This is a genomic window from Gemmatimonadaceae bacterium (assembly GCA_036496605.1).
Classification (GTDB): domain Bacteria; phylum Gemmatimonadota; class Gemmatimonadetes; order Gemmatimonadales; family Gemmatimonadaceae; genus AG2.
The window spans coordinates 289,683-303,183 of the sequence record DASXKV010000033.1; the positions used below are offsets into that span (position 1 = coordinate 289,683).

At 64.1% G+C, this 13,501-nt stretch carries 12 protein-coding genes; 3 read left to right on the forward strand and 9 right to left on the reverse strand.

The features are described from left to right. The first annotated feature begins 71 nt into the window (after positions 1 to 71). Positions 72 to 1,550 carry a magnesium transporter gene (mgtE, locus tag VGH98_13340; protein ID HEY2376955.1) on the forward strand — a complete coding sequence of 493 codons (1,479 nt, stop codon included), beginning with the start codon at positions 72 to 74 and terminating at the stop codon, positions 1,548 to 1,550. Positions 1,551 to 1,552: 2 nt separating this feature from the next. Here the strand turns inward: mgtE and galK are convergent, their stop codons facing one another. After that, complete coding sequence (gene galK, locus VGH98_13345) at positions 1,553 to 2,713, reverse strand: galactokinase (GenBank protein HEY2376956.1); 1,161 nt, start codon at positions 2,711 to 2,713, stop codon at positions 1,553 to 1,555. 91 nt (positions 2,714 to 2,804) lie between these two features. Between galK and VGH98_13350 the strand changes: the two genes are divergently transcribed. Beyond that, the gene (locus VGH98_13350) at positions 2,805 to 3,014 is read left to right on the forward strand and encodes a cation transporter (GenBank protein ID HEY2376957.1); all 210 of its coding nucleotides are present in this window, start codon (positions 2,805 to 2,807) and stop codon (positions 3,012 to 3,014) included. A 13-nt stretch (positions 3,015 to 3,027) separates the two neighbouring features. Here VGH98_13350 and VGH98_13355 read toward each other — a convergent pair whose 3' ends face one another. From VGH98_13355 to VGH98_13375, 5 genes are all read right to left on the reverse strand, one after another. Then, positions 3,028 to 4,941 (reverse strand): acyl-CoA dehydrogenase family protein, encoded by a 1,914-nt coding sequence (locus VGH98_13355; protein ID HEY2376958.1) that lies wholly within the window; start codon positions 4,939 to 4,941, stop codon positions 3,028 to 3,030. 200 nt (positions 4,942 to 5,141) lie between these two features. After that, entirely contained in the window at positions 5,142 to 5,849 is a 708-nt protein-coding gene (locus VGH98_13360) for an SURF1 family protein (GenBank protein ID HEY2376959.1), read from the reverse strand. Between the two features lie 25 nt (positions 5,850 to 5,874). Then, positions 5,875 to 7,404: a hypothetical protein gene (locus tag VGH98_13365; GenBank protein ID HEY2376960.1), complete on the reverse strand. Its 1,530-nt coding sequence runs from the start codon at positions 7,402 to 7,404 to the stop codon at positions 5,875 to 5,877. Next, positions 7,371 to 8,555, reverse strand: a complete 1,185-nt coding sequence (locus tag VGH98_13370; GenBank protein HEY2376961.1) for a hypothetical protein — start codon at positions 8,553 to 8,555, stop codon at positions 7,371 to 7,373. The genes VGH98_13365 and VGH98_13370 overlap by 34 nt, the downstream gene beginning before the upstream one ends. 6 nt (positions 8,556 to 8,561) lie before the next feature. After that, entirely contained in the window at positions 8,562 to 9,410 is an 849-nt protein-coding gene (locus tag VGH98_13375; GenBank protein HEY2376962.1) for a DUF72 domain-containing protein, read from the reverse strand. A gap of 88 nt (positions 9,411 to 9,498) precedes the next feature. Here VGH98_13375 and VGH98_13380 point away from each other — a divergent pair, with 88 nt between their 5' ends. Continuing rightward, positions 9,499 to 10,119 carry a hypothetical protein gene (locus tag VGH98_13380; GenBank protein HEY2376963.1) on the forward strand — a complete coding sequence of 207 codons (621 nt, stop codon included), beginning with the start codon at positions 9,499 to 9,501 and terminating at the stop codon, positions 10,117 to 10,119. Between the two features lie 4 nt (positions 10,120 to 10,123). Here the strand turns inward: VGH98_13380 and VGH98_13385 are convergent, their stop codons facing one another. The 3 genes from VGH98_13385 to VGH98_13395 are packed head-to-tail and all read right to left on the reverse strand — an operon-like array spanning position 10,124 to position 13,499. Then, positions 10,124 to 11,626, reverse strand: a complete 1,503-nt coding sequence (locus VGH98_13385; protein ID HEY2376964.1) for a hypothetical protein — start codon at positions 11,624 to 11,626, stop codon at positions 10,124 to 10,126. Beyond that, the gene (locus tag VGH98_13390) at positions 11,623 to 12,315 is read right to left on the reverse strand and encodes an ABC transporter ATP-binding protein (GenBank protein HEY2376965.1); all 693 of its coding nucleotides are present in this window, start codon (positions 12,313 to 12,315) and stop codon (positions 11,623 to 11,625) included. The genes VGH98_13385 and VGH98_13390 overlap by 4 nt, the downstream gene beginning before the upstream one ends. Beyond that, positions 12,312 to 13,499, reverse strand: coding sequence for an FtsX-like permease family protein (locus VGH98_13395; GenBank protein ID HEY2376966.1), 1,188 nt, complete (start codon positions 13,497 to 13,499; stop codon positions 12,312 to 12,314). Before VGH98_13395 ends, VGH98_13390 begins: the two co-directional genes overlap by 4 nt. Positions 13,500 to 13,501 lie beyond the last annotated feature (2 nt).

Sequence of the window (13,501 nt, forward strand, 5' to 3'; positions counted from 1 at the left end):
GGAAGCTATATTGACGCGGCTCACGCGTCACGCTGTACGCTCGGCCGTCCGCGCTCTGCCCTCTGTGCGCTATGGCACCTACGCATCGCAACCCCGAGGACTTGCCCGTCGCGGCGCTCGTCGCGCCGGACATTCTTGCGCTGCTCGAGGACTCTCCGGCCGACATCGCCGCGGAGACGGAGGAGCTCCACCCCGCCGATCTCGCCGACGTCGTCGAGCTGTTGCCGGCGGAGCGCGTTCCACTGTTCCTCTCGGCGTTGCCACGTGAGCGCGCCGCGGACGTCCTCGAGTACCTGAACGAAGAGCTCCGCGCGGAGATTCTCGAGCAGATGAGCGCCCGGCAGGCCGCGGAGCTCGTCACCGAGATGACGCCGGACGATCGCGCCGACACGCTCGAGGAGTTGAGCGAGCTCTCGGAGGAGCACGCCGAAGAAGTCCTCTCGGAGATTCCGACCGAGGCGCGTAAAGAAACCGAGCAGCTACTCCGCTTCGATCCGGATACGGCCGGCGGCCTGATGACGACGGAGTTCGTCTCCGTGCCGGCGGCGACGACGGTGGAAGATGCGCTCGATCGTGTGCGCGCGCTCGCACGATCCGGTCGGCGCGAGGCGATGTACGCGATCTATGCGACAGATGCCGAGGGTCGCGTCGCAGGCGTGTTGTCGCTCCGCGAGCTCCTCGCGGCGCAGCCCGGCGCGAAGATCTCCGAAATTGCCTGGACCGAGGTGGTGGCCCTCGGTCCCAACTCCGATCGCGAGGAGGTGGCGCGCCTAACGTCGAACTACGACCTCGTCGCGATACCCGTGGTGAGCGAGTCGGGCCACCTCATGGGTGTGATTACAGTCGACGACGTCATCGACATCATTCAGGAGGAATCGACGGAGGACGTTCAGAAGCTCGGCGGTATGGAAGCGCTGGACGAGCCGTACATGCAGATCGGCTTCTGGCGGATGATTCGAAAGCGCGCGGGCTGGCTGTGCGCGCTGTTCATCGGGGAAATGTTCACCGCCACGGCGCTCGGCTATTTCCAGGGCACCATCGACCGGGCGACGGTGCTCGCTCTCTTTCTTCCGCTCATCATCAGCTCCGGCGGTAACTCAGGGTCGCAGGGCACTTCGCTGATGATTCGCTCGCTCGCGTTACAGGAGGTGGGGATCCGTGACTGGTGGCGCGTCGTCATTCGCGAGCTCCCTGCTGGTCTCACGCTCGGTGTGATTCTCGGCCTGATCGGCTACGTGCGCATCGAGCTCTGGCAGTATCTGCACGACCATTCGATGCACGTGTTCGGGCTGCCGCTCGGACAGAACTACAATCAGCATCCGGGCATCACGATCGAAGTGCATCTCGTTGCGCTCACCGTCGGGCTCGCGCTCGTCGGTGTCGTCACGTTCGGGACGATAGTGGGATCGATGCTGCCCTTTCTCTTTCGGCGTCTCGGGTTCGATCCGGCGAGCGCATCCGCACCCTTCGTGGCAACGGCGGTCGACGTCACCGGCCTCGTCATCTACTTCTCCGTCGCCCTCGTCGTTTTGCACGGCGTCATTCTGTAGCGTTAGGCGCTGAGATTCTCCACGGTCGCGCCGGCCGAAGCAGCGCAGACGTACACGGCAGGCCGGATACCGATTGCGGCCTCGTACTCCGTGGCCACGATCCGCGCGAACGAATCGGCTTCGGTGCGCTCGACGAGTGCGACGGCACAGCCCCCGAAACCGGCGCCGGTCATGCGCGCTCCGAGGCATCCTTTCTGGCGACGCCCGATCGCTACCATTGCGTCGAGCTCCGGGCGCGAGACCTCGAAGTCGTATCGCAGCGACACGTGGCTCTCGTCCATCAGCATTCCGAGCGCGCGCACGTCGCCCTGCTCGAGCAATGTCGCTGCCTGAAGAGTGCGGGCGTTCTCGGTGATGACGTGGCGCGCACGCTTCCGCGTTATCGGATCCAACTCGCTCTGGCGCTCCGTGAACTTCACGAAATCGACGTCTCGTAAGGCAGGGACGCCGAAGAGTCGCGCGGCTTGCTCGCACTGCGCGCGACGCTCGTTGTACGCCGAATCGGCCAGTCCGCGTCGAGTCGCCGTATCGAGCACGACAACGGCAACGTGAGGCGGCATGGTGACGAGCTGGGTTTCGAGCGTTCGGCAGTCGATGAGGAGGGCACGGCCCTCGGCGCCGGCGGCAGAAATCAGCTGATCCATGATCCCGCAGTTCACGCCGACCCATTCGTTCTCGGCGCGCTGCGCGAGACGCGCCATCGCGACCGGCTGCCACACAACGCCGCTCAGGGCCCCGAAAACGCGCGCGGTCGCCAGCTCGAGCGCCGCGCTGGAGGAGAGTCCGGCTCCGATCGGTACATCACCGCCGGCGACACCTTCCCATCCGCTCGTGGGACGTCCCGCGGAATCCAGTGCCCATCCGACGCCGCGGAGATACTCGACCCACGAGCGACCTTCGCGACGCGGATTTCCGTCGTCGAGTGAGAAGTCGGCCTCTTGATCGAAATCGAGCGAATGGACAATGACGCGCCGGTCGTCGCGCGACCGGACGGCGAGGCAGATCTCGCGATCGATCGCCATCGGCAGCACGAAACCATCGTTGTAATCCGTGTGGTCGCCGATGAGATTCACCCGCCCCGGTGCGCGCGCGACGAAGGACGGTCTGCCGCCGAAGCGTCGTTCGAACTCGGCGAGCACACGTGCGCGAAGCTCGTCGTTCACGGATCGAGACGGCGTCTCTTTGCCGGACTTGCCGCGCGTGCGATCTTCAAGTGGAAGGCTCGACACTCACTTTGACACCGACGATTCGCGAATGGAACCGCTCAAGTTGACCATTGAAGGAATGTCGTGCGAGCATTGTGTGCGCGCCGTGAAGGGTCGCCTAACGAAGACGCCTGGCGTGACGGTCGAAGAGGTAGCGATCGGCTCGGCGACGCTGCGCTACGATCCGTCCCGCACCAACGTCGACGAGATCGAAGAAGCAATCGCCGACGAAGGGTACACCGCCTTCGTCGCCGACTGAGAGGGACCGCCGGTCAGCGAGCGACCGCCGGCTCTCCCTTCTCCGCGTCATCGCCAACGGGTTCGCGCTCATCCTCGGCGTCGATCATTGCGATGATGCCCTGCTCGAGCCAGGCGTGTTCGCCACGGAGGACCTGTTGGGCGACACGGTAAATCGTCTGATCGTTGCTGCCGTAGAATCGGTCGAAGAGCGAGTCCACGCGGAGCCGCGCCTCGCGGCAGAAGAGATCAGCCAGGACGATCGCCTTGGTGTTCCCGTTCTTCGCCAGCATCTGAGCGCGAACGCAGGCCGCCGCAATGGCAAACAGCTCGGCGCCGATGTCGACGGCGCGGAAGAGCACCATCTGCTTCCGCTCGAGGCGCGGACCGAAGCGGACCATCGCGTGGAACAACGAGCGGCCCAACTTGCGGGTGCGGCGCTCGGCAAAACGCAGATGCTTCGCCAACGATCCGAACTCGCTGAAGCTCGTGGCGCGCGGCAACCAACGCGAAGGATACCACGTGGCGTAGAACGGCGCCGATTTCGCCGCCGCCTTGAATCGCTGGCCTAACGACGAATCGGGCGAGACGATCGGGAACGCCAACTTGAAGTGATGATCCACCGCCTCACGCGCGATGAACAGGCGCATGATCTCCGACGAGCCCTCGAAGATCAGATTGATGCGGAAATCACGCATCGCACGCTCGATGGGAATCGCCGGTTCGCCACGCGCACGCAGCGAGTCCGCCGTCTCGTAGCCACGGCCGCCGCGGATCTGGAGCGTGTCATCGACGATCCTCCAACCGTGCTCCGTGTTGTACATCTTCGCAATCGCCGCCTCGAGCCGAATGTCGTAACCACCGTGCTCGGCCAGGCCGACCGTCAGGCCCGAGATCGCCTCCATCGCGAAGGTGTTCGCCGCCATCATGCCGATTTTCTGCGCAACCGCCTCGTGCTTGCCGATCGGCGCGCCCCACTGCACGCGCTCGTTCGACCACCAGCGCGAAACGTTCAGCATCGCCTTCGAGCCACCAGCAGCGCTCGCGGGGAGCGTCAGGCGGCCAGTGTTCAGCGTTATCAGCGCCAGCTTGAGCCCTTTGCCTTCGCCCCAGAGGATGTTCTCGCGGGGTACTTTCACATTCGTGAATCGAATGAGGCCGTTCTCGAGGGCCTTGAGCCCCATGAATCGGCAGCGATGCACCACTTCGACACCGGGCCAGTTGGCCTCGACGATGAAGGCCGTGATCTGCTTGCGCGGTTTGCCGTCCTTCCCCGGCGCGTCCGGCGTTCGTGCCATGACGACGAAGAGATCGGCGCGCGTACCGTTCGTGCACCACAGCTTCTCGCCGTTGAGGATGAAGAACTTGCCGTCATCCGTCGGCTTCGCCGACGCGTGCATGTTCGCGGGATCACTGCCAGCATCGACTTCGGTGAGCGCGAAGGCCGAGATAGCGCCCTTCGCGAGCCGTGGAAAGAATCGACGTTTCTGTTCGTCGCTGCCGAAAAGCTTCAATGGCTGCGGCAGACCGATCGATTGGTGTGCCGACAGCAGCGCGGTGATCGATCCGTCTTTCGACGTGACCATCGCCATGGCTTTCACGTAACTCGTGTATGACAGGCCGAGACCGCCGTACTCGCGAGGAATCTTGATTCCGAATGCGCCCATCGCGCGTAGTTCTTCGATGTACTCCTCCGGGATCTCGCCGGTGCGATCGATCATGTCCGAATCGACACGATGTAGGAACGCGGAGAGTTTTTCGAAGAATGGGCGCGCGCGTGCTTCCTCTTCCGGGTCCTCCGCCGGATGCGGATGGATCAGATCGAGACGGAAGCGACCGAGGAAGAGCTCGCGAACGAAACTCGGACCAGACCACTCGCTTTCGCGCGCGGACTCAGCGACGTCGCGCGCTTCCTTTTCGGAGGCGAGTGCCGCGGACTTGTCAGCCATTGGGAGAGCTCACAGAAAAGTGACCGTAAAGCCAAGACCTTTCGCATTCTACACGTCATAAGACGCGCCGTTCAATCGGGCGTATCAGCCTGGTTGTTCGTGGTTCGTGGTTGGTTGCTGGTACCAAGACCCACCACCAAGCGGCAACAACCAACTACCAACCACCTGTCCGAAATGCATCCTCCAGGCCGTGCGTTTGCTCACAGCGTTCGTCCCCGAACGGCGACCGCCGCCCCGCCGATCAACGCGATCGCTGCGAACGCGAACCACTGCAGCGCGTAGCTGAGGTGCGGGCCTTCGTCCAGCGCCGGAGCCGGTAGCCGGGCGACGCGTTCGGCCACCGGCTTGGTCGTGTCCTGTGCGGTGGCGACCAGATAGAGCGGCGAGACGGGGTACGGAAGCAGGCTGTTCACAGTCACGAGATTCAGCTCGCGTGCCACGCGTGCGTCGCGCCGGAGCACTCCGTCCGGAGCGTTCGAGGCGCCGCGAGGAAGCAGCTCTGCGTAGCCGACATAGCGCGTCCCAGCTTCGCGCCAGCGAGTGAGGTCGACACTCGCGCCGTCGGGCGCATAGATCCAGCCGCGATTGACGAGAGTGACCGTATCGCTACCCGCCACGCGCAGCGGCGTGAAAAGGTAGACGCCGGGCGATCCCTCGTAGCTCCGAGCCGCCAGCACTATTTCGTGATCGAAGTCGGGCGTGCCGGAGACCATCGCGCGGCGAAGCACGCTCGCGCTGTCAGCGTGCAAGCTCGTGAGCGGGACCATCGGCTCGGCGAGGCGCGCACTCACTACGGAGTTCCGAGCCCTGCGTTGCGCCAGGCGGCTCAACTGCCAGAAGCCGAGCCGAATGCACGCCGCGCCCACCACGAGGGCGAGCAATAGAAAGAGCAACAATCGTCGAGGCATGCAGACGAAAGGTACTCGATCGACGTCAGACTACGACGTCGAACACGCCCGTGACAACGCGTCCATCGCGGCGCACCTGGACCCAGATGCGATAGGAGCCGCTGCGCGGGAAGATGTACGGGAACGAGAACTCGCCCGCCATCGGCATCGCGTTCTGCATCGTGTCGGCACCGAGCTTCAACCGCCCCCTCGTCGTCGTGTCGCCACGGTCACGTAGAGCGAAGACTCGTTGTGCCGTCAAAGAGACGGTGCCTGCTGGATGAAGGTGTACGAAAACGGATCCATCATCGCGCACGATGACCGCATGTGCGTTCATCCCGAGATAGGGCTCGAGTCTCGCCACCGTGCCACTCGGGTCGCGCACGCGGAAGCGCAGTGTCGTCTCGTCGCCCGCACGGATTTTGGCGGAGTCGGACCGCCATTCCATCGTCGACCCATCGGCCAGCGTGTCGACCGTCGCGATGCGATCGATTCGCTTGGCGCCGGACGCATTGATCCACGCGTCATCCGGATCGCCAGGTGTCGAGCTTGCGGCAAGCAACGAATCCTCGCGCGTGAGCTGAAGGTTGCCAGCGAGAGTGTTGGTCAACCCCGTCTCGAACGTTATGTCGCCGAAGAGCCGATACGTTCCCGGTGCAAGCGGCGGAAGTGGGCTGTAGAAGGCGCCAGTGTAGACCGGATGAAGGTGGGCGAAGCCGTTCAGTGTCGCGCTGTCGATCAGAAAGAGGTGCATCAGCTTTCCGTGATCCGGCACGAGCGGGTCGAGCTGTAGATCGCGACCATTACGATCGACGACCGCGAAACGCAGCACGGGCCGCCCCGCCTCGCGAGCGATGCTCGCGCGCGTCGCGAGCGGATGGTACATGCGCGTTTGATAGGTCGCGTCGACACTCTGCCACCATTTCGCGCCACCGAGGAGCGCCATCGCGAGCAGTGGCGCCGCCACGATCGTCATGAGACGTGCCCGACGTCGAGTCGGGGGATCGATCGTCGTGCCGGGCTCGACGACGCTCTCGCCGGCGCCGGCGTACACCAGCGTGATCAGCCCCGCGAGGAGCAGTCCGCCTAACGCGGCAAGCAGCAGACCGAGTCCGGTGCTCATCCCCAGCCGTCCGGTCGCGACGGAGACGACGGGCACCGCGACGGTGCCGCTACCTTCCGCTCCCTCGACAGTTACGTAAACGCTATACGCGCCGCGCGCCATGAGCCACAGCTGGCCGCTGTACAGCTTCGAGGCGCCGTGCACCGGCGTCGCCACGTCCGCGGAGGGTGCTCCCGCGACGCCGGCACGCCAGAAGACCGGGCGAATCAGGACGCGCCGCTCATCGCCGCGAAGCACCCGTACCGTGACGTCCGCGAGGCCCGGCACGACCGACGGCACGCGGACGATGACGCGCACGTCGTAGGTCCCTGCTTTTCCGTCGAAGACCACGTCTGGGCTGCCGACATGTGCGTCCGACAGTGAAGGAACAAGGGCGATGAACGTGAGTGCGAGCGTCAACGCGCGCAGGACGCGCGCGATCATCGCCGCACTTTCGTCATCCAGCTTCCCCACTTCAGGCCGACGTAGCTCGAGATCGTCGCCAGCAGGGCGGCGAACGCCAACTGTGGCGCAAGCGGTCGTGACCACGGCTCCCAATCCGCGAATGAGAAGGTCCGCGCAGCGAACTGGTTGGTCATGAAATACACGTAATTGGCGCCGTTGAAGAACCAGTTCCGTGAATGCGTGGTGATGAGAAAACTCGCAAATGGCCACTCGACCGCGAGGAAGAGCGCAACGAACGTCAGGGCGAGGAGCGGCGCGAGCCAAAGATCACGCACGCGGCCATGCAGTCGTTGCCGCACGACGTCCAATCCGAATGCCGGAACCACCATCAGCACCGGAAAATCCATCGTCACCATGTGCGTGATGCGCTGATAGATCGGTCCGAGCTTCGGCTCGGCGGGAAAGGCCTGCAGTGTCCACATCAGTGCGAGCGTCAATCCCATGTACACGGCGGACGCCTTCGTTGCCGGCCACCGCAGCGTGTTCGCGCGCGCCGTCGTCAGCAGCACGAGCGGGTAATACGTCGCCGCGACGCGATAGAACAACCCGGAGTGCATGAACTCCTTGTAACTGTACTCGGAGAGCATGACCCACACGTTCATGATCCAGAAGGCCGCGGCAATCGTGAACAACGTGGCGAATTGCTTCTGCTCCGTGCCGGTCGTTTGATTCTGGCGCGCCAGCGTCAGCAACAGCGCGCCCACGGTAATTGCGACGATACCAAGAGCGAGAATCATGTGTGGTGGGCTGATGATCTGTACGTCCAGCCCATACGCGTTATGCCACCAATTATCGAACGGTGCCGAGAGAACCATTGCCCCGCATCCCCAGACACACACCCACGCGCCTAACGGCGCGCGGAAGCCCCAGAAGCCGACGGACGCCTCGCGCTGCGCTCCCGTGCCGACGAAGGTATTTCGCAGCGCGACGTACCCCGACGACAGCCCGGCGATCAAGCCGCCCGCCTGAATCAGCAAGTGCGCCGGTGTCCAAAACGTGTCGCGGCCAATCGTCATGTGCCACGAAATGTCCCAGTACACGCCGATCATCACGCACGCGGCCGCGAATACGACGGCGCGCGCATGCCAGGCATCGGTCGCGACGATCGCGGATTCGCGAATCGACGCCGCTTCACGAATACTGTCGAGGGCGATCGTCACGGGTGCTTAGAACAGGGTCAACTGCTCACCGAGTCGCGCCGGATCGACCGGCGTTTGGCGCATGAGGAGCTGGAGCTGGCGCGCTGACTCCGGCGAGTGGCCGGCAAAGTGATTGTTCACGTATCCGAACACCGAACGTCCCTGCACCGCGAGAGGCCACAACACGCCCGACCACAGCTCGAGCTCGTGCGCACGATCTACCTGGATGCGAGAGTAATCGATGATCGCGCGATCGGGACCCATCCACCGTACGTAAACGAAATCCGCGGTCGGTTGCGCGGCAAGTTGCATCATCTGCTTACGCGGGATCCAGCGCGCATCGGTCAGCGCCAGCGCGACGCCGTGCTCGGCGAGCAGAGCCAAGACTCCGTCATGAATCCAGCCCCGCTGCCGGAACTCGATCGCGAAGCGCATGTCGCGAGGTAGCGTGGGAAGAAAATGCGCCAGCGCCGGAAGTTCCGTCGGCAAGAAGTCAGGACCGAGCTGGATCAGGATCGGACCGAGCTTGTCCTCGAGCTCACGGGCGCGCTCGTAAAACAGACTTGCGGAATCACCGACGTCTCTCAGCCGCCTTTCGTGAGTGATCTCCTGCGGCATTTTGAGCGCGAACACAAAACCAGGCGGCGTTCGGTCCGCCCAGCCACGTACGGTCTTTGCTGGCGGCACCGCATAAAACGTGGAATCGACTTCCACCGTGTCGAACGCGCGAGAATAGATCGCCAGGAAATCGGTGGGCCGCGTACCGACGGGATAAAAGGGACCAACCCAGGCGTCGTAATTCCATCCCTGCGTTCCGATGCGAACCCGGGCGGCGGCCTTTTCCGCGATCGCTCCCTTCCCTGTCCTATCGACCATGACGACACAATCGGCAGTCGCTTCCGAGGTGTGTCAAGCCGGTCCCGAATTTGCCCAAACGTCACTGAGCAGTATCGAGGAACACCGAATGAGCAACCACGAGGACACGGTGGCCGAGCGAGAGTCAACGGATGGGCGAATCGAGCGCGCGAAGGACGTCGCACTCGGTCCACACCACGGACAGGCGAGTCTCGGCGATGAGATCGGCGAGGCAACCGGAGGAATCGCGGGTGTATTGCTCGGCGCAGGTATTGGATCGTCGGCGGGTCCCGTTGGAACGTTGCTCGGCGGGATTGCCGGTGCGATCGGTGGTTGGTGGACGGGACGCGCCATCAGCGAAGCAGCGGAGAAGCTGAGCGCCGAAGATGACGAACAGTTCCGGGCGCATTACGAGTCGTCCGATTCGCGTCTCTCCGACCGCAGCTACGACGACGTGCGCGGTGCGTACTTTCTCGGACACATTGCGAGCAGCAATCCGAATTTTGTGGATCGCACCTTTTCAGAGGTCGAGCCGGAGCTGGCGCGTGGCTGGCGCGACTGCGCGGACCGGCCTTGCGAGTGGGAGCAAGTGCGGTCGTTTGTCGGTGAGGGGTACCGCCGCGGCGTCGAACGCCGTCAGCACACCGAGCGGCGCACGACGGAGCGCGCGGACGAGCTCGAGCGACGACTCGCCGAGCGCCGTGACGAAGATACGGGCGAGGTGCATTGAGCGCTCAACGGTACGTCTCGAAGAACCCGTATCCCTCGGCGCGTATGGGCCGGCCATCGATGCGGCCTTCGAGCCGGGCGACGCCCTTCATCTGCAGGAAGTACGGGCGCGCGATTCGTCGAGCATTCATATAATCGCCTCGTTCGATCAAGGGACGACGGGTGTCGGTGATCGTTGCGTCCTCGATTCTGAGCGTCACACGAAGCGTGTCGTCGCCACGGGCATCGAATAGCTCGGCGGTACGGGGCACTCGCACCGTTTCACGCGCGGTTGGAGATGAATCGTCGTAGGTGATCACGCGTGGCCGAAAGACGCGCAGAAAGCCGAGCGAGTCGACCACGTACACAAACAACGGCTCACTGGCGACGACGCTGTCCGGCGGCTCGACGCGGCCGTACAGGATCGCGAACGAACCTGCTCGCGCCGCGCCCCATTCCCAACTCACGCCGCGCCAGACACCCCAGTTGTGGTCGTGATACGCCTGCACGCCGCGCAACTGCTCGCAGCCTAACGGCGAGCCTCGCCTGGCGATGCAGATTGTCCCATCGGCGTCGGCGCGCAGCGCCGGGACGACGTATCCGGACACGACCTCTCCGCTCGAGAGCGCCGCACCGGGAAAATACGCGCCGGGGCTCGGCGTGACCGTTAGGCGTACGTCGACGCTGTCGGAGCCGTTCTCCTCGCGTGCGCGCGCGTGCACGACGTATCGTCCGTCTGGTAGCACATGCACCGATGACGTCCCCATCGTCAGGTCGGCGTGCATCGTCGAGAACCGCACGCCCGTCGCGGGGACCGCCGCGACGAACCGGCGCGACCGACCTCCCTGCTCGTGAAGCGTTACGAGTACCTGGCCGCCCCAGGGACCTTCGGGCACGCGGCCTCCAACAATGAGCGACACGTACGCCCATCGGCGATGATCGCTCGACAGCACGTTGAAATAGTGCCATTCGCCCCACGTCGAATCAGCGCGCGCGCTCGGCGGTGGCAGATGAAACCGATCGATGTCGTCGCGCAACTCCGGCAACGTTGGATCGCGCCAGCGTCGATCGAGGTCGTCGTCCGCCCAGGTGCCCTGGGCGACGTCCGGCCCGGCACCCACGGCCCGACTGAGCGAAGGAATCTCCCCATTGGCCTCGACTGCGATCTCCCGACCGTTAGGCAGACGCACATAGACGAGTTTGGAGTCGATCTCTGGCGCCGTGGCCGCGATCCACGGAGCAAGTCGCGGAGCGGCGAGCAATTGCCGATAGATGAATCGAGCGTGATCGATCGAGAAGAACATCCCGCCCAGGCCACCGGTCTTCAACACTTCGACGTCGATCCCTTCCGGCAATATCGTGATCTGTCCCCCGCCGACGAGCCGTTCCTGCCGCGCTTGCGAGAGCAAGGCTTCACCGATCGACAGGAGAACGATCATCACTCCGACGCCGAGGCTGTAGCCGAGCAAGAGAAAAACCGATCGCCAGGGGCGAAGTAAGAAGTTACGAAGCGCCAACAGCGTGATCATCGATGCCTCTCGTCGATGATCACGCCATCACGCATGTGAATGACGCGATGCGCCGCGTTTGCGAGATCCTCGTCGTGCGTCACGACGACAATCGTCGTTCCGTCGCGATTCAGCCGCTCGAAAAGTGCGATCACCTCGGCGCCAGTGTGCGCGTCGAGCTCTCCAGTCGGTTCGTCGGCGAGCACCAGCGCTGGCCGATTCGCCAAAGCCCGAGCAATGGCGACGCGTTGTTGCTCTCCTCCTGAGAGCTCCGTCGGACGATGGTCGACTCGCTCACCGAGACCGACGTACGCAAGCAGCTCGCGTGCGCGCGCGTGCCGCTCTGTCCTCCCGGCTCCGGCTTCAGCCATCGGAAACTCCACGTTTTCGATCGCGGTGAGAACTGGCATGAGGTAGAAGCGCTGGAACACGAATCCGATGTTGCGTAGCCGAAAGAGAGTCGCTTCGCGATCGGACAGACCGCTTACCAGCTGTCCACCAATGGACAACGTGCCTGACGATGGCTCGTCGATCGCGCCGAGCAGGTTGAGCAGCGTCGACTTGCCGCACCCGGACGGCCCAACGATTGCCACGTACTCTCCGGACCGAACATCCAGCGACACACCACGCACGGCGTGGACGACCCCGGCGGACATCGTGTAGTCGCGATGGAGCTCGCGCGCGGAAACGAGTACGCCGTCGTCGCTCACGCGACCGCCTCCTCTCGCAGCGTGCCTGCTATCGGCAGCGATGCGCCACGCCACGCTGGGTACACGCCCGCGAGAATGCCGCACCCAGCGAGCAATCCGAGCGCGATCCAGGCGTCGCGCGGCTGAAAGAGGAAAAAGTCGATCGCTTCGGGGAGGCCAGGAAAGGCGGAGAGGATCGAGTTGAGGTACCGGGCGGTGAGGAGACCAAGACCCAGTCCGACAACCGCCCCCACGATCATGATGACAGTGCCTTCGATGAGTATCTGCTCAACGATGCGAAAACGCCGCATGCCGATCGCTCGCATCACGGCAATCTCACCGAGCCGCTCGTTCACTGACACCGTGACGAGGGTCGTCACGAGCAGGAACCCCACCGCCAGACTTACCGTCCCGAGAATGAATGCCAGCTGCCTGAAATAGCTGAGGCGCTGCTCGACCTGCTCGATCGCCGTGGCCGTCGAGATCGCGCTCACGGTAGGGATCTCACGATCGATCGCTCGACGAGTCGCTTCGACGTCCGCGCCTTCTCGCAGTCGAACCATGATGAGGGAGGCACGGTCAGTGTTGGACGAACCCTCCATCGCTTGCAACGACGCGAGTGGCAATGCAATCGCCCGCTCACCCGCGGCGAGATAAATGAAATGGACGCGTCCGACGATCCGCAGCGCGCGCTGTCCGGTGAAGCTGCGGAGCTGCGGATCGAATCCCGCCGCAACGCGGATTGTGTCGCCAACGCGCGCACTGACTGCCGTGAGCAATGCATCGTTCGCGGCAACTTCGCTTTCCGCGACCGGTGCGCGCCCGCTCTGCACCTTGTAGTCACCCTGAACCGCCGCGAGGGTGCCCAATGCCGCCGCGCTCACCGATGTCGTGCCGCGCTCCACGTGCAGTTGCGCGCCGAGCACCGGACTCACAGCGACGACATCACGACGAGCGGAAAGCTGCGCGATAATCGACGCGGCACCGGGGATCGTCGCGTCCGTATCGAATGGCAACGTTCCGCGCGGCGCCAGACGAATCTGAAATCCCTGCGCGAGCAATAGTGAGCTGAAGGAAGCGCGCATCCCCGATGCGAGCATGACCATGTCGAGCAGCATGGCGGCGGAGATTGCGACACCGCTGACGGCGAGGAGTGTGCGCGCCCGATGCCGCAGGAGTGACGCACGCGCCAGTGCGAGGATCACTG